At 69.8% G+C, this 17,428-nt stretch carries 9 protein-coding genes; 3 read left to right on the plus strand and 6 right to left on the minus strand.

Features of this window, described 5'->3' with window-relative positions:
• Nucleotides 1-125 precede the first annotated feature (125 nt).
• From OG338_RS08765 to OG338_RS08780, 4 genes are all read right to left on the minus strand, one after another.
• On the minus strand, nucleotides 126-3,194 hold the full coding sequence (locus OG338_RS08765; RefSeq protein WP_405936773.1) for a pPIWI_RE module domain-containing protein: 3,069 nt from the start codon (nucleotides 3,192-3,194) through the stop codon (nucleotides 126-128).
• A gap of 82 nt (nucleotides 3,195-3,276) precedes the next feature.
• A complete protein-coding gene (locus OG338_RS08770) occupies nucleotides 3,277-7,038 on the minus strand; it encodes a hypothetical protein (RefSeq protein ID WP_405936774.1) in 3,762 nt (1,253 codons plus the stop codon).
• A complete protein-coding gene (locus OG338_RS08775; RefSeq protein ID WP_405936775.1) occupies nucleotides 7,031-8,302 on the minus strand; it encodes a hypothetical protein in 1,272 nt (423 codons plus the stop codon). The genes OG338_RS08770 and OG338_RS08775 overlap by 8 nt, the downstream gene beginning before the upstream one ends.
• Nucleotides 8,295-10,091, minus strand: a complete 1,797-nt coding sequence (locus tag OG338_RS08780; protein ID WP_405936776.1) for a PD-(D/E)XK nuclease family protein — start codon at nucleotides 10,089-10,091, stop codon at nucleotides 8,295-8,297. Before OG338_RS08780 ends, OG338_RS08775 begins: the two co-directional genes overlap by 8 nt.
• A 197-nt stretch (nucleotides 10,092-10,288) precedes the next feature.
• Here OG338_RS08780 and OG338_RS08785 point away from each other — a divergent pair, with 197 nt between their 5' ends.
• On the plus strand, nucleotides 10,289-11,854 hold the full coding sequence (locus tag OG338_RS08785; protein WP_405936777.1) for a serine/threonine-protein kinase: 1,566 nt from the start codon (nucleotides 10,289-10,291) through the stop codon (nucleotides 11,852-11,854).
• 31 nt (nucleotides 11,855-11,885) lie between these two features.
• On the opposite strand, the gene OG338_RS08790 is transcribed toward OG338_RS08785, so the two are convergent.
• Complete coding sequence (locus OG338_RS08790; RefSeq protein ID WP_405936778.1) at nucleotides 11,886-13,907, minus strand: N-6 DNA methylase; 2,022 nt, start codon at nucleotides 13,905-13,907, stop codon at nucleotides 11,886-11,888.
• Nucleotides 13,908-14,032: 125 nt separating this feature from the next.
• A complete protein-coding gene (locus OG338_RS08795; protein ID WP_240799011.1) occupies nucleotides 14,033-14,350 on the minus strand; it encodes a 3'-5' exonuclease in 318 nt (105 codons plus the stop codon).
• Nucleotides 14,351-14,654: 304 nt separating this feature from the next.
• Between OG338_RS08795 and OG338_RS08800 the strand changes: the two genes are divergently transcribed.
• Nucleotides 14,655-16,712, plus strand: coding sequence for a GNAT family N-acetyltransferase (locus tag OG338_RS08800; protein WP_405936779.1), 2,058 nt, complete (start codon nucleotides 14,655-14,657; stop codon nucleotides 16,710-16,712).
• Nucleotides 16,709-17,188, plus strand: a complete 480-nt coding sequence (locus OG338_RS08805; RefSeq protein ID WP_405936780.1) for an ASCH domain-containing protein — start codon at nucleotides 16,709-16,711, stop codon at nucleotides 17,186-17,188. The genes OG338_RS08800 and OG338_RS08805 overlap by 4 nt, the downstream gene beginning before the upstream one ends.
• Nucleotides 17,189-17,428 lie beyond the last annotated feature (240 nt).

Consider the following 17,428-nt stretch of genomic DNA (forward strand, 5'->3'; position numbering starts at 1 on the left):
GCGCCAACCACCCGACGTGGCGCCGCCGCCGAACCACGCAAGTCACGGAGCCTGCGGCTGTGCATCGGCCGCTCCCCCGGAGAAGTGCTTCGTCCCATAGCCCAAGGCCCCGCCAGAGACGAGACTTACCCCTCGTCATCTTCCCCTTCGGGTTCCGTGGTCAGCCCCGCCGCGTCCATGAGGTCCGGGTCCGAATCGTTGTCCGCCGTGCCCCCCTGCTCCTGCTCCGCAGTTGGCCCCGCCGTCACTTCTGCTGAATTCTCATCACTCTCCACGAGCATCGGGAGAACGTATGCCTGCGCCAGCCCGGCCAGGTGAAGCGGGAGCGGCAGGGACAGCGCCGCCGCATAGTCCGGTGCCTGGCGCAATTGGTGTACGGCGAGGGCCAGAGCCTCGGCATCGTCCGGCTTCCCCAGGGCGACGGCGCCCGGGGAGTCGTCCGCGTGACAGCCGAGCACCGCAATCTCGAGCAAGGTCGGGTTCCAGGCACTGGTGCCCGCCTGCGAGGTGAGGTTGCCCGCGGCGTTGACCCTGGTGGTCAGGCGGTCGAGGGCGGGCGACACGGCATGGGTACCCGGGCGTTCCGTGGTGCTGTAGAAGATCCGCTCAGTTGCTGGGCCCCCGCCCTGCGACGGGGTGGTCTGGGCCCAGAAGCCGGCCGGCTGGCCGTGCGGCTTACCGGGGTCCGCCAGGCCCCACCACTGCGCGGACTCCCGCCCCCCACATCCTCGGACGCGCACAAGGCGGAGTTCGTCGTCGAGCCGCCCCTTGGGGGCGTGGCCCGTCCGAATCAGATCCCGCTCGATCCGGCCGTCCTGCAGCCACGGCCAGTGCAACCTGCTGTTCTGTGCGTGAGTGATCAGCACGGTGGACTGGCCACGGAGTGAGTGCAGTACGCGCTGGAGAAATGCCGCTGTCTCCTTGCGCTGCTGGGCGAGGTTGGCACGCCATTGTTGGCCGGTCACCCGAGGTGCACCAGATTGCAGGCCGTCGCCTTGCGGGTCGGGCTCCGCACATGCCTCGGGATCGATCTCGGCCTGTTTCACCAGGCCAAGGAGGAAGCGCGGATACGGCACCCATTCCCCCGCGGCGTCGTCCCAGCCCCGTACGGCAGCCTGACCTGTGGCGTGCGGCAGCGGGGTGGCCAGGACGGCCACGGGCAGGTGCTTGGGCAGCCGGGTCGGGCCGTCCTTGCGGCGCTTCACCATCCAGACCGCGGCGTACTGAAGCCGGTCGGGCAGGTCATCGCCGAGGGTGTGCTGCGGCAGTACGCGGACGCCGAGCTGACGCAGCCCATCGAGCCAGGAGCTGTGGGTGCGATGCCCGATGCTGTCCGCATTGTCGATCTGCCGGTCGGTGGACGGGGTCACAACGAACTGGGTCAGTACGCCTGCGTCGGCGCACCCCAGTCGAACGGCGAACTTGGGGTCCGTCATCGACGGGCGGAAGGTGCTGCGGTGAGCGATCTCCACCAGGGCGAGTTCAGGGCGGCCGGGGTCCGCGCCGTCCGCGCGCAGCCATGAGTCCAGGGCTTTGCGGCGCTCGACGATGGCTGCGGAGAAGGCCGCTCCCTTGCGTTTGACGGCCGGGTCGGGCACCAGCCGATCTCCGAGTCCGTCGGCCAGGGGCAGGCACCGCAGCCGCAGGATGAGTTCCTCCGTCTGCCATTCGAGGACGACCGGTGCCCCGGGCCGGGCTTCGTCGAAGTCCCGGTCCGTGATCGCGGCTGCGGAGGCGCCGCCGTCACCGTCAAGACCCAGGGCGTGCGTGAACTGAGCCACTGCTTCCTTGCGTACTTCTGATGACTGCCACAGCAACCGGATCTCGACCAGCGGTGGATCACTGTGGTGCGGGGCCGAGCTGGCGATTCGCGCCTGCGCCGCGAGGTTCGCCCTGCGCGCCTGGGTCTCGCGCAGCAGCTCGGTCTTCTTGGCCTCGTCGGTCCTTGGTTTGGGACGCCTGTTCTCCGGTGCGCCGATGCCCTTGCCGCGCCCCCGCTTCAGATCCGGTACCCGCACCACCGGTCCCGGAAGGGCCTGTTCGGCCCATTCGGTCAGCTGGGCGCGCTGGTTGGGCATGAAACCCGTGCCGATCTCGTGCTTTCCCATCCGGGTGCTGTGCACCACTGCGGCGCGGACCCCTCCCCCCTCGCCGATCCAGGAGCCCGGTTCGGCGAGGAGTTGTTCGGGGTCGGGGAAATTGCCGGCGAGACTGAGTCCGCGCAGGATGCCGGCCGTGTCGTTCTCGGACCAGGTGAAGGTGTCGGCTGCCCGGTCCCGGCGCAGTCGGGCGAGCGCGTAGCACTCGGTGGCCGGCGCTCCGGGGAGCCATGGGATGGTGGGCCTCAAGTAGACCGTGGTGGCTTCCCGATAGGAGAGGTTGAGGCGTTTGGTGGTGACCCGCGGATGCGTCGCCCATCGTCGTACGCCCCAGTGCAGGTGCAGACGCGGCCTGGCATCGAACGGCGTGGTGTGCAGGGAGATGTTAAGTACGACGGAGAACCACCACTCCTTACGTTTGACCGTCCGGAGCAGGGGCTGCGACATGAGCTCGGCCCCCTGGTCGCGGGGCCCGCGAGGTACAGCCCGAAAGCGCAGCTCTCCTCCTTCGAAGCGGTAGGGGTCGAGGGACAGGATGCGGCGGGCCAACGCATCGGTGGCGAGCTGGAACTGCCGGGGGTCGGGGGCGGCGGTCCCGCCGAGGGTGATGGGGCCGGTGAGCAGGTCGACGCCGGTGACCGGCTGCCACTTTGGCAGGTTCTGCTTGAGGTCGGTGCTGCTCGCAAGCAGCAGTGAACGGAACGCGGGGTCCTGCCCCGCGCCCTTGGGACCGAGAGTGCGCAGCCATGAGTCCAGGAGCTGCCGCAGGGAGCGCTCTGGGAGGGGGTCGGTCGCTGAAGCGGGGACGTACATCCAGAAGTCCTCGGCGGTCGGGGAGCGCTGCTCCGGCCCCGGCTCGACGGGGACACGGGGGCGAGGGCGCACGATCACGTCGGGAGCGAGGGTCTGCAGGACGCCGTCGAGCCGGCGCGTGGGCAGGGTCAGCTGCCTCTTCTCCTCGTCGCGCCCGTGGTTGTGCAGCTCGAGAAGGTCCGCGTGCCAGTGTTCGGGAAAGGCGAGGGCGTGGTAGTCCTCGGTCCAGGGCTCGCTGCCCTCGGCGAGGTAATACGCGGATCGGCGGATGTGCTGGTACATGTCCGTTCTCCCTGCGATGTCGTACGTGGTCGGCGGCACGGGATGTCTTCGGCAGCCTTGGCAGCAGCGGCGTCCCGGTGTGTCAGTCGGTGCCGCCCGGCGCGGACGGAGCGCCAAGGCCGCACAGCGCTTCGTACAGCGGCCGGTAGAGCAGCTTGACGAGTTCGATGTCGGCGGGGTCGGGCCCGCCGGCAGTGTTCTCGGTGCTGCTGAAGTACGGGGCAAGAACGTCCCGGAGGCGAACCAGCAGTCCCGGGTCACTGGTACGGGACCGCCTGTTTCTGCCTGCGACGGGTGCCTGTGCCGCGGCCAGCCGCGGTGCGAAGGCGGCGTCGACGAACACGACACGGGCCGGCACACCACCGCGGACAAGGCGGCCGATGACCTGCCAGATGGTGACGAGCTGGTCCCAGACGAAGGACTCCTTCTCGTCCTCGGAGAGCGAGGAGTAGATGTAGGGACGGGACAGGACGTGCCGCCAGACGCGGCGGGCGACGGTGCGGAAGGTGCCGCCTGCCGAGTCGAGACCGTCGGCTTCCGCCACCAGATCATCGAACGTCGCCCCCTCGCTGGGCAGTTGCCCTCGTACGAACCGGCTCGCCCAGTCGTTGATGGCGAACACAGCCAGGGACAGGTCATCGGGGCGGGGGTGGGGGCGGACCAGGAAAAACACCGTTCCGAACGCTGCCACCCTTTCCTCGCCGGGACGCTGCGGGGTGGTGAGGATGTTGTGCCCGCGCTCGACGGCGAGCAGAGGAGCGACGAGCAGTTCGGCGTCCGGGTCCTCAGCGAAAGAGGCGAGGTCACCGCGCCGCACCGCTCCGGTGCTCCGTGTCCGGCTCCCACCTGGCGCCGTGCCGTCGACCGCGGCTTCGAGCTCCGCGTCGTCGGCGGCCAGGACACGTACCCGGCCGCGCCAGCGCGGGATCTCGTCCAGGGCCGTGGCAGCCACCCCGGCCTCTGCGTAGCTGCCCACCAGAAGCAGGGCGCGCCTGCGGCGCTGGTCGGGGATTTGCGCAAGTTCGCTCTGCAGCGGAGAGGTGGTTCCGTCCCTGCGGGGACGGGCCAGACGGTCGATCATGAGGCGAAGGACGTCCTCGCGTTTGTCAGGGTCCTGCCCGGAGAGGCGGATCGGCTGCCCGGCCGCGTCGTAGAGGAACTCGGTGCGAAACACAGTGTCCCGGATGGACCGCAGCGCCTTGCTCTGCGGTTTCAGGACCGCTCGGACGGGAGCGAGGACATGGGCGCGGGTGGACGTGCCGGCCCAGCTGGTGCCGGACATCAGCAGAACGTGCGGGCCGGCCTCTCCCCGGGCGGGATCGGCGCCGAGCTGGGGAAGGCCGAGGAGCAGTTCGCGGCCCACCCCCGCGCAGCGGAAGAAGCGCAGGGTTCCGGTGCGACGACCGTCCTTGTCGCGGGCGGCCGCCCGTTCGTCGATGAGGTACTGGAAGCCGAGGACGTTGCCCATGGGCGCCTCGGGCAGGAGCGGCGCGTAGTCGAGCGGCGGCCGACGGGTCAGTTCGTGGCTCGCCGCGTCGAGCCGCAGCGCCGCCTCCACCTGGGGCCACAGGAAGGTCACCCGGTCCAGACGCTGGTGCAGCGCGGCGAGCACAAGGGTGAACTCCAATCTCCGCGCGTTCAGTTCGCGCCATTCCTCGGTAAGCGGCACCTCATCGCGCGCCGGGTCCCTGTCCTGACGGACGGTGGACGGCGACCGCTGCTGGGGCCCCGGCGCTCCGACGAGGAAGGAATCGAGGAGCGCGCGGACCCGGGCGCGCGTCCGCTTCTCGTCGAGGGTGTGCAAAACGTCGTGGGCGAGGACGGTGAGCTCGTCGGCGGGCGTCAGGTAGGGACCCCGCCCGCCGAGCGGATCGTCCCGGAACATGTCGAAGAATCCGGTGATCTCACTGCGGCGGGGCGCCCAGGGCGCCTCCGACTCAGGGAGATCCGTCTCACCCGGGCCGTCCGCGCCGTCCCTTTCCCCGTCCTCCTCGTCCTCGTACAGCGCAGTCTCGTCCTCGACGTCCCCCGTCTCCGTGCCATCCGGACGTCGGACGGACCGGCCGGACGTCAGCGGATACCAGGCGTTCAGCAGTTTCTCCTGAAGAGTCCATGCGCTGAAGTAGTCGATCTGTGCCCAGTTCCGCAGCCCCTCGTCGTCGATGAGCATGGCGTACAACCGGTCCGCCGCGGTACCGACGATGTCAAGGGCGGCCGACCACCGCTCCACGTCCTGGTCGGAGAGCGGCAGTCGTCCCTGCCGAGCGAGTTCGGCGATCTCATGGGTCTGCAACTGGTCGAGCCAGGAATCGGAGACACCGGTGGTGACGAGGGTGGCCGACGGCGCGAACATCTGGTCCAGCTGCATCTGTACGCGGTCGGCCTCGTCGACGATCACGATGTCACTGCGCAGACAGGCCAGTTCCAGGTAGCGCAGGCGTTCGGCGTTGAGCTGGCGTGGAACAGCCGTCTGGACGAGGCTGGCGGGGTTCGCCACCCAGATGAGCGCGTCGACGAGGTCGCGCGCGGCAGAGTGCCGGGGGCAGGCGCTCCACAGCGGGCAAGCGTGCGGAGTGCCCCATTCCTCCTCTTCCTCGGCACCGTCTTCGGGAGTCTGCCTGTCGGCAGCGCCGCGGGCTCGTTCGAGTGCGCGCAGGGCGTTCTCGGCCGCCACCTCGTCTCCACCCTCGCCGGCTCCGGCCCTCCTCACGGGGTGCAGGCCGCCGCACGGTGCGTCGTTGTAACGCAGCGGCTCTGATGTGTCGAGTGCGCGCAGCGCGTCCAGGGGGCAGGCGGTGCTGAGGTGTCTAAAGGTCGCGTCAGTATGGGCGAGTAGTGAGTGCGCTCCGCGCGCGGCGAGCCTGCGGTGCAGCCGCTGGGTGTGCTGGGGACGCGTGGTGCCGCCCTGGATCAAGGCGGCGCTCAGACCGAGTCCGCGGAAAAGTTCGGTCAGGGTGAGCTGTTCGGCCACATCACCGACGACGAGTGTGGTGCGCAGGCCATGGTGGTGCGCCCAGACGGCGAGCAGCGTCATCAGGGTTGATTTACCTGCGCCGACCATGCCAACGAGGTGTGTGAGCCGGTTCAGAGGCAGCGCGGACGCCGGCGCAAAGGCGGTCCCGTCGGGGCTACGGGTGTCGAGATCGAGGTCGTCGAGGCGCTGGGCCCAGTTTCCCTCCTTGCGACCGCGCCGCCGTTCCTCCTCGTCCATCCACCGCGCCACGTCGTCGAGTTCGTCGAGTGGGACGTCCAGAGGTCCTGCGGTGGCCGGGCGTCCTGCGGTGAGAGGGTGACCCGGGAACGGGTCCCGTACGAGGTCGGCCGGGATGGTGACGGAGGTGCGCCGGTGGCGGCGGTCCATGAATCGATGCTCGCCCGCCTCCGCCTGATCCATCGGTTTGACGGCGAAGCCCGGCAGGCTCGCCAGTGCCTCGTCGTACACGGCGAAGCGGTCGGCGGCGACCATGGGAGCAACCCGGTATGCCGCCTCCCCCTGTGCCGGGACGCGGTAGGCCCGCAGCCGTTCCGGCAGTTCCAGGTACGTGTTCAGGGACTGCCGCCACATCCGGCCGCGGCGCATCGGCCACAGCAGGTGTCGGGCGGCGGCCAGCGCGGCCTGCTCCGCGGCCCCCACGGGCAGCTTCGCGGCACGTGCGAAGGCGAGGCCGTAGCCGCCCAGCAGTGTCCATGCCCCGTCGGCGGCGTGGCCGGGCGCCACGGTCTCCATCAGACGCAGGGCCAGCTCGACCTGGCAGAGCAGCGCGGGGCGGGTCCTGGCGTGTTCCTCGGGCCAGGGCCCGAGCGCGGCCACGACCGGCTGGTACCAACTGCTGCGGTCACGCATCGTCCGCTCCGTCCTCCTGCCCGGCATCCTCGGCCGGGAGCGTGTTGTCCATGGGGCAGCGTCCGGCGGCCCCTCGGCCGGGGCCCAGCGGTTTGTCCGCTCCACCGCGGAGCGGACAAATGGAGGCGTCCGGCCCTTGCTCACCAGCCAGTCGCAGCCGGGCCGCCCGCACGAATTGGCGATCTGTCAGGAGTCTGAGCCCATCCGCCTGAGCGCCCCGCTCCTTGGCGTAGCTGTCGAGATAGTCGCGGCGTGCGCGGACCCTGAACTCCGGTACGACCCAGCACGCCTCGTCGTAGGGTGGTTCGGCCCGCACCGCGGTCGCGCTGCGGCCGAGGAAGGCGGGATGCGCCCAGTCCTTGACGTCCACGGCCCACACATGACCGTCGGGGAAGATGACTCTCACGTCGTACGAGTCGAAGTTGGGCCACATCTCAACGGTGAGCCCCAGCGCCCGCAGCTCACCCTCCAGGGAAGTCTCCGCCTGCCCCGGCCCGGTGACGAACAGCCGCAGCGGTTTCCGCAGTTGGCGCAACTCTCCGGTCTCAGCCGCAACGAGCGCCCGGCCGTGCGGCGCGGGGCCCCGGTGGCGGCATTGATCCCGCTCGCACCACCACTCGGTGTCGGACACCGGATGCAGCAGGGTCAGGCAACGGTGACAGCACAAATACGAACCGTCGCGCCGGAACCCAGCGGGGACGCGGGCGTAGATCTCCTCGACGAGGAAGCGGACCGGGTCCAGGAAGAGGTCGCAGCTGATCTCGGCCCAGTCGTCCTCCGTGAGTACGGGTCGGGTGACCAAGAGGCGGCGGAAGGCCGTGTACGACTCGGGCGCCGACATCGCACGGCAGACCCGCAGGGCCTCGTAAATGACCATGCGGTCGTACTGTCGCCCGGTGCTGTCACCGTGTCCGCGCACAGAAAGTTCATGGCAGAGCTGGGAGGGTTCTCCCGAGCCCTCGTCGATCAGCCGGTCCGCGGCGTCGAACAGGTCTGCGGGCAGCTGATCGAGAGGCCAGCTGCTGAGCGGCCGGGCGCGGGCCCAGCGGACCATCTCAGGTACGCCGGTCGGAGGCGTGGCTCCGTTGCGCAGGCACTGGAGGGTCAGGGCGTCGAGGGCACGCTGCGCGCCGGCCGGATAGGGCAGGGCGAAGGCGTCGAGGTCGTCGACGGTCGCCAGGTGCAGGACGGCGGTGGCCACGTCCCTCAGCAGAACGACGTCCCGGTTGGACATCCAGTCCGGAGAAGCCTGTTGGTCAGTCATCGGAAGCGACGCCCCCTCTCGGCGCCAGGTCGGCACTAAGCTCGGACTCGTCGGCGGAAGACGACGCATCGGGGCGGTACGGCAACAGATGATCGGTGACGTAGGCGCTGCCGGGACGGCACCAGGTGCGCGCCAGGCATCCGTGGCAGTGGCGCCCGGTCCTCGGTTCGTACGTGGTGTCCTCGATGAGCGGCTGGGCGAGAGAAGCGATGACATCCCGGGCTTCATTTACGATCTCAGCGCGCCCGGGATCGACGCGTTCAAGCCTGCTATCCCCGCGACCCTCGCGCAGGTGCTCCAGCTCGATCCAGGAACGGCGCGGGTCGTCGCCCACGGCCCTCGCGTGCAATAGCAGTACGCCGAGAGCCAGTTGCGGATACGTACGCAGCAGTGAATCCCGCTCCCACAGCGGGCGGGAGGATGTCTTCGTCTCGCGCCAGATCCACCGGCCACGATGGGTGTACACGAGATCGGGTACGGCGAGGACGACGACATCGAGTTCAGGAATGTAGGCCGTAACCCGATGCTGCACGAGGACGCGCTCGTCGGCGCCGAGTCCGTCGAGCGGGCACAGCAGCCGGTGCCCGGCCATCATTCCGGCGGCCGCACGCGCGGACGCCTCGTCCAGACCGTTTTCGGATCGCAGCGCGTCCGGCTCGGGGGCCGCACGATCCCGGCAGCCGCGCACCGGCTTTTCACTGTGGAGCGCGTCCAGCCGGGAGTCGACGAACCTGCCACGCCGCGCCCCCTCGTTCTCGCCAGAAAGGTCGTTGAGACGCAGACGCCGCACCAGGTGGTACTGGGCGGGGCATTCCGCGTACAGGCGCAGATCCCAGGCGGAGACGGAACGCCGCTTGCGCGCGACAGACGCGGGCCGCCCTCCCCACAAACTCGGGGCGCGCTTCAGGTCCGTGCAACCGGCGATGGCCTTGCAGTCGACGCAATTCTCCCCGGGCCTGGCACCGGTCGCGGTCGCGGCGGAGAGGAAGGCCGGCACGGCGTCGCCCTCGAACCGCTCCTTCACCTCGGCGGGCCCCTCGCCGAACAAAGGCGGCGCACCGAGCAGCGGTTCCATCACACCGTCGGCGCACCCGACGTCGAAGACGCGCACCAGGGCAGGCGGCCGACTGGTGTCGGACGCCACTGCCGGGGGTTCGTCCCGCACCCTGCGCCGGGGCGTCGGCGCCCCATGGGCCATCACCTGTGCCACGGCTCCGAGTTCGGCGGCGGGGCGGCTGGTCTTGGCCCGGCCCAGCGAGGGCAGCCAGAGGTCGCGCACGGTCCCGTCGGCGGAGGCGTACATGCGGCCCCACAGAGTGTGCTCGTACTGCCGGGCACCGCGCGCGTCGGGTGCGTGCAGTCGGCGGGTGCGCCACGTCCACGGCTGCTTGACCGCCAGGGTGGGCGGCAGCCCTGCTTCCGCGGCGGCGGCCTGCTCCCGGGCGCGGGCCGCGACGTACCGCTCCAGGGCGTGCGCGGTCCATGCGAGATGCACAGGGTGGACCGGGGCACCCCTGCCTCGGAACGGTCCGCGGGTGTTCCGCAGCTCCTCGCGCACCTGCTCGACGGACCGGCCGTCATGCTCCACACGATCGAGCGCCGCAAAAAGCGGGCCGAATCCGAACTCCTCGTACGGCGTGGGCAGGAACGGCACGGCCGGTTCGGCGACGAGCTGGGGCCGCATCGCGATGCGGCGGTGTGTGGGGCAGGCCGCGGCGTCGGGCCGGGCCATCCGGGGACTCGCCTTGATCAGCCAGTCCTCTCCGACTACACCCGGTGGGTTTTGCATGATGACCCCCGTTGCAAGGCGGCAAGGGCAAAGTGGACGTCCAGGATCAAGGGGCCTGGCAGGCTACGAACGGGACCCTGGACGCGATCCAGCATGCCACACATCTGTGAACTGAGTCCATGAAGATCTAATAAGTTAGCCACTTCACGCTAGTCTGTTGTGCCGGATGGTGCGGAAGGACGAAGGGGCGGCGCGACGTGGACGTGGATTCGTACGCGGGGATGTACAGGCCCAGCACGGGTGACCTGATCGACGGGCGCTACGAGTTGAAGGAGTCGCTCGGCAAGGGCGGGATGGCCCACGTCTGGCAGGCCCGCGAGATCTCCACGGACAACGAGGCTTCCGAAGGTCGCACGACGTCAGCGGGTCGCGAGGTCGCGGTGAAGTTCCTGCGCCACGACTCTGAGGCCCTGTACGCCCTGGACCCCGAGGAAAGGGAGGCCGAACTCGCCGTCAGAAACGCCCGGTTCCGGCGCGAGGCCACACTTCTGGGCACACTCGACCACCCGGGCATCACGGAGCTGTACGGCAGCGGAACGCACCAGGGCGTGCCCTACATCGCCATGCGGCTGGTGACCGGGGTGAGCCTGCGAACCTTCCTCGACGAGCACACACCGCTGCCACTGGCGACAGCGATCGCGGTCGCCGTGCAGATGGCGAGAGCGCTGGCCTGCGCGCACACGCTGCCTGTCGTGCACCGGGACCTCAAGCCGGCCAACATCATGATCGACGATGAGGGGGCGGTCGTCCTGATCGACTTCGGCATCGCCAAGCCGCTGTGGTCCGACGCCACCCGGTACACGGCGCACGGTTCCACCCTCGGCACCCGCGGCTATCTTGCGCCCGAGCAGCTGCTGGAGCGCGAGCCCACCGCGCGGACGGACGTGTACTGCTTCGGTTGTGTCTTCTACGAACTGCTCACCGGGCGCCCACCGTTCCCGCGAGGCTCGGACTCCGGACTGACCGAAAGGCATCTCTACGAGGAGCCGCTGCCGCCGAGTGTGTACGCTGCGGGCATCCCCGAGGCAATCGACGATCTCGTGCTGCGCATGCTCGCCAAGCAGCCCGGACAGCGACCGCCTGTGGACGAGGTCTTGGCGGTCCTCGAACCACTCGGTCCGCAGCCCGGTGACCCCGGGCCCCGTCCGCGCACCCACCCCGACGCCACGGCGCCGCTTCGCCGGCCCGCTGACCGGGCCGTACGCACACTCCGCGCTCCCGCCGCGTCCCCTGTCCCGTCATTGGCGGAGGGCCAGGCGGAGTGGCTGGACGCCCGCTCGGTGGAACTGCTGTGCGCGCGGGCCGAGTCAGAGATCGCCACCCGCGAACCCGGTGACGCGATCGATCGTCTGAGTGCGCTGACGGAACGGGTGCGCGGGGAGTGGGGAGCGCGCCGCCCGCTGGTGCGCCGCGTGTGGCGAGGAGCGGCGGACGGGCTCCGCCTGGCCGGGGACTTCGGCTCCGCGGCACGTCTCTACGAAGGGATCGACGACGCGCTCCTGCACGGCGACGGTCCGGCCGAGCGGACGGAGCGCGCGGTGATCCGGCTGCGGCTGGCCGAATGCCGACTCGCCTTCGGTGAATTGGAGGTCGCCGTCGCCGCGGTCGACGCCGCGGGCCGCACAGCTGCGGGCCTGCCTCACGAGCACGCCGTACAGGTCGAGTCCGTACGATGTGAGGTCGACGCACAGCTCTCAGCACGGCTCGCGGACGCGGACGATCATGGCGCCTCGCAGGTCCGGACGGACGGCGAGGCGCCGTGACACGCACCGCCTCCTCGCACCGCCGGACGTGCTACGCCCCGCCCGCGAGACGCCCGGCTGCCAGTTCGTCACCGAGGTCGTGGACGAGGTCCGCACCGAGCTCGGCGGTGCGTCGCGCCAGCTGTTCGAAGGCGGCGAGCTCACGAAACGCCTCACCGTAGCGCCGCTGTTCGCGCAGCGGCACCTGGCGGACCTGGAGGCGGCGGACATCGATGCGGGAGGAGCTCGTCGCATGGGTCCCGGCCTGCCGGACGTTGGCCGGGGAGCGCAGCGAACCGGCGAGGAACCAGGCGTCCAACTGCTCGGGCTGCACGCGCACGGCGTGCAGCTGAGCTCCCAGGGCGGTGGGTACTCCTTCGTGGACCCAGGCAGAGAAGGCCCGCGCCACTCCCACCACGACGATGTCTCCGGGTTGGGCGATCACGGCTTCGCGCAGCGCCGGGTCGTCGCCGGCGAGGTGTCCCCTGGGTGCGCCGCCCGACAGGAGGTCGGGAACCGTCAGGAGCGGAATGTCCTCGGCGGACGGCATCTCGGTGCGGACCGCCGTCTCTGGTGGCTGCTGGCCGCCGCGCAGGGTGAGCGCCCCCGCCCGCGCCAGTTCGGCGACGGTGGTGGCCGTGGGTGTGTCGTGTGCCGCAGAGGTGAGTTCGAGCGCCGCGAGCAGCCGGGCGGACTTGGTCACCTTGGCAGTGAGGTCTTTGAACTCCCGCCAGGAAGCCGCCAGTCGGGGCGCACTGTCCGCCGGGGACGGGGTGATGTGGCGTCCCGGTGTAAGGTCGACCTCGTCGTCGAGCAGCTCGATGACGGGCACGCACCGCACATAGGCAGACCCTTCCGTCGAGTTCTTCCCCCCCACGGCCTCGCGCAAGAAATCACCGATCGCCGCCCAGTCGGGGGCCCATTCACGGCCCGGATCTCGGGGGAAGCGGGACACTCCGTCGGCCACCGTCAGGTGACCGCCCACGGGTGGCTCCTCACCCGCCGCGGGCGCCCGTAGCACCCACAGGTGCAGGGAGACGCTGTGCGGCGCGGCGCACCCCGGCGGCAGCGCCACGACTGCCTTCAGCTGGCCGGTGCGCAGCAGGGACCCACGGATGCGCCGCCCAGCCTTGCGCGCCGCCACTGCGGGAGGCAGCAGCAGCACGGCCGCACCTCCCGGCCGCAGCCCCGCCAGACAGTGCTGGACCCAGGCGAGTTCGGGCTCAGTACGCGGCGGCAACCCGTGGCTCCAGCGGGTGTCCGTGGCCAGCTCCTCGTACCCCCAGTCCCGTTCGTTGAACGGCGGATTGCACAGCACGACGTCGGCGGGGACGTCGGCGAAGGGGTCGTCTCGCAGAGTGTCCCCCGCGCGTACGTCGATGGAGGCGGGCTCTGTCCGCAGTGCCTGCCCGACAAGGTTCAGGCGTGCTTCGGCGAGCGCGGCGAGGATGGGGTCGCGATCGCCGCCGAGCAGGGTCGGCGCCCCACCGCCCCGCTCCTCGGCCACCTCGGCCGCAGCCGTCAGGAGGTGGCCAGTGCCGCAGGCGGGGTCCATCGCCGTAATACTGCCGTCGACGGCTGCGACGCGGATAGCGATGTCCACCATGAGCGCGGCGAGCGGCTCGGGGGTCGTGGCGATCTGGCGTACGTGGACGTCGAGCCAGCGGCGCAACAGGAAGGCGAAGGTCTCCGGGCCTCCTTCGCGCTGCCCGAGATCCACGGCCCGTTCGATGAGGGCCGCCGTCTCTTTCGAGTACGCCGACTGCCCCGTCCCATCCCGCCCGGCGAGCCGTCTGCCCACCTCGGCGACCGCCACCCCTGTCTCGTCCCGTCCGCCGATCGCCTCGAAGCGCGGCCAGAGCCATTCGCGCTCGACGGACTTCTTGAGCTTCTTGTTCTCGCGCAGCCAGTTCTCGATGTCGGTGAGTGAGAACTGGGGATTGACGTCCGTGCCAGCGATCCGGACGGGGAACGACGGATGACGCCGCCGCCAGTTGCTGACGGCGGCCCGCCCGACGCCCGCGAGACGAGCGATTTCCGCCAGGGACACGGGTACGGCACGCGGTGTGGACATCTGAACTCCCTGGATGCTTCTCGATGAATGCGGATGCTCCCCCGCCTAAAGGCGCGTGATCAAGCCACTCTTTCCCTCCCGCGCGCCCCGCAGACTACTACGCCCACCACAAGCATTGACAGAGTTCACAGGGCAATGGGGCGTCGCTCTTCCTGCTGTCTCACGCCGTCGAGGAAGTTGCCCGGCCGACCGCTGTACGACATGTACAACGCCTCTCTCGCCCGGGTGCTCGCGACGAACAGCAGGCACCTTTCGGCCGCAAGATCGGTCGCGTTCTGCAACGGGTCGACGTCGGCGGATGTCACCGCGGCCGCGAAAGGGAACGCCGACGCGGTCACCCCTGCCACGACCACGCAGCCGAACTCAAGACCCTTCATGCCGCACAGGCTCGACACCCACACCCCGGCCACATCATCGGACCGCCTGTCCTTGACCCGCACCACGGGCAGCCCGGCACCGGTGCCCGGCAGCTACTGGGACTTCCCCATCGCCTCATGAACGCGGGCGCGAGACGGCTTGTCGAGCCGGTCCACACCCTCTCAGAAGGAGTTGGTGATCGCGATCTGCGGCATACACGCCTCGCCCTCCTTCGCCAAGCCCCGCCCCAGAATGAAGCATTGACTGAGTTTACAATGCCGCATATTAGGCGCGGCCTCATTTGATCAATCCATGGTCTGTAGCTGGCTTCGCTTGGCAAGATTCACTCGGGACGTTGTCCGGCCGGACAAGTGACCACGGAGGGGGAACATGGCGATCGAGGTGCTGCCGGTGTCCGGGGAGGAGTCGGAGCTGATGGCCCCGGTCATCGCCCTAGGCGACAGGTACACGAGGAATCTGGGCCTGCTCACGCCGCCCGCTTACCACAAGCACGCAGAGGAGGGCGGCCTGCTCGCGGCCGTGGAAGCCGGGGAAGTCGTCGGCTACGCGCTCTTCGGGCTCCCGAAACGGAATCTCCACGTGCGCCTCGCCCACTTGTGTGTGGCCCAGGAGCACCGGAAGAAGGGAATCGCACGCCGACTGATCGAGGCCATTCGGGTGCGACACGCGCACCGGCTCGGAATCCGGGCCAAGTGCCGTCGCGACTACGGCCTCAGCGGCATGTGGGCGGGCCTCGGCTTCGTCCCCAAGGGAGAGAGCGTGGGCCGGGGCAAGGACAGGGAGATCCTGGACACCTGGTGGCTCGACCTCGGCCATGAGGATCTGTTCACCGAGGCTCGGAGCGAGGCTCTGCTCGTGGTGACCGTCGACCACAGCGTCTTCGCCGGGCTCCGCGGCGCGGGGTCGGAGCAAGCGGTCAAGGAGTCGCGGGCCCTCGAAGCGGGGTGGCTCGCCGACCTGATCGAACTCGCTTACACACCGCAGCTGCTGCACGCCGTACGCGACGTGGAGAAGGCCGAAGAGCGGCAGCATCAGCGCACAGGCTTGGCCGGGCTGCGGTCGCTGTCCCCCGACACCGCCGCAGTCTCGGTCCGCCTGACGGAGTTGGTCGCGGCCGTACGGAAAGAGTCGCCCGACGCACCACTCACCGCTGGGCAGCGCGCCCGCCTGCAGTATGTGGCCGAGGCGTCCTGCGCCGGCCTTCAGGTACTGGTGACTCGCGATCCCGGACTCGCCGCCCTGGCTGATGTCGCTTGGGGCGTAGCGCGCGTCAAGGTCGTCTCCCCCGCAGTGGTCACCCTGCATGTCGACGAACTGCACCAGGCCCAGGTGTACCGGCCGGCCGATCTCATGGGTACCGCCTTCTCCGCCGAGGCGGTCACACCCGGCACCGAAGGCGAGCTGGTCGCCTTCTTCGACCAAGCCGACGGCGAAAGGGGTTCCGCCTTCGCGGAGCGATTGAGATCCCTCGCCAGGGACGGTGTGCTGTGGCACAGGGAACTGCTGCGGGACGGAGCGGGACACCCCGTGGCTCTGAACGTCTGGGCGTTGGACGGCCGCACACTCAACGTCGCCTTCCTGCGTACGGCCTCGCACCCTCTAGAGGAGACACTCGCAAGGCAATTGCTCTTCATGCTGAAGAAGCTCGCCCGGGAGAGAGGCGCACAGGCGGTCCGCATCGCGGATCCGTACATGTCCGCGGCCGCCAAGGCCGCGGCTGGCAGCGACGGCTTCATCGCCGACGAGAGCGGCTTCACTGCGGTCCTCGTCGATGTGTGCGGCCCCGCAGCCGCCGTATCCGCGGCGGCCGCCGAGATCGGAAATCGCCTGGGGCGCGTGATGCCTGCCCTGGATCCTCGGGTGCCGCCGGAGATCGCGAGCGTGGCCGAGCGGGTGTGGTGGCCGGTGAAGCTCATCGATTCGGCACTGCCGTCCTTCATCGCCCCCATCAGACCGCGTTGGTCGACGGAGCTGTTCGACGTTCCGGCCATGCTCGTTCCCCGGGCTGACGTGCTCGGCATCAGCCGCGAGCACGTCTACTACCGGTCACCAGGGGGCCGAGGGGAGTCAGTCCCCGCCCGGATCCTCTGGTACGTCAGCGGGGGCGGCTCCAGGCAGCAGGGGAAGATGGTGATCGGCTGCTCGCGCCTGGACGAAGTGATCGTCGACGAGCCCGACACCCTCTTCTCGAAATTCGAACACCTGGGCGTATATGGTCGTGCCGACGTGCGCGCGACAGCCGACAGCTCGGGAAAGGCCATGGCCTTGAGGTTCTCCGACACGGAGCTCTTTCCCGCACATGTGACGCATACCCGGTTGACCACATTGGCCGGGAAGCTGCGGCTACCGTTGCCGCTGACGTCACTGTCGAAGATCAGCAACGCGCTGTTCCAGGCTGTTTATGAAGAGGGGCACCGAACACCGTGAACGATCCGGAGCGCACGATGCTGCTGTCCGTCCACCCCCGGTTCGCCACGGCGATCCTGGCCGGGACGAAGACGGTGGAGGTCCGCCGCCAGCGCGTCGCCGCCCCGCCCGGAACTCTGGTCCTGCTCTACGCGACCGCCCCCACCATGGCCATCGTGGGCCTCGCGCGCATCGCCTCGGTCCGGGTGGCCTCTCCCCGCGAGGTCTGGACCGCCAGTCGGACGAAGGCCGGAATCAGTCGACGCGAGTATGACGAGTACATGAGCGGGGCGATCCAGGCGAGCGGGCTCGCGCTGGAAGCACCCGTGGCCTTCGATGCTCCGGTGCCACTGGCGTCCCTGCGAGCTGCCGGGCCGTTTCATCCACCGCAAAGCTACCGGTACTTGACGAAAGACAGCCTGCGGAAGGTACTGGTAGCCGCACCGGACGGTGGTGCGGCCCTGCGCGACTCGCTGAGCGAGCTCGCCCGTGCCTGAACGGTCCGCGACCACCGGCTCACCGGCGGCACACGGCCCACACCGTCTTGCCACCGGGGTGGTGCGGGCGTACACCTCAGTCGCCGGCGAGGAGTAGGCCGCGGGCGTCGGTGACCTCGGCGCGCCTTCCGCACGCGTCCAGGCGGACGGCGAGGCGGGTTTACTGGCCGCGTACCCGGCCGTGCAGGGCCGCGTTCGCTGTCAGTTAGGCGATGAACACGGTGGCCGTGGTGATCAGGC

The sequence above is a fragment of the Streptomyces sp. NBC_00726 genome, from assembly GCF_045161735.1.
Classification (GTDB): Bacteria; Actinomycetota; Actinomycetes; order Streptomycetales; family Streptomycetaceae; genus Streptomyces.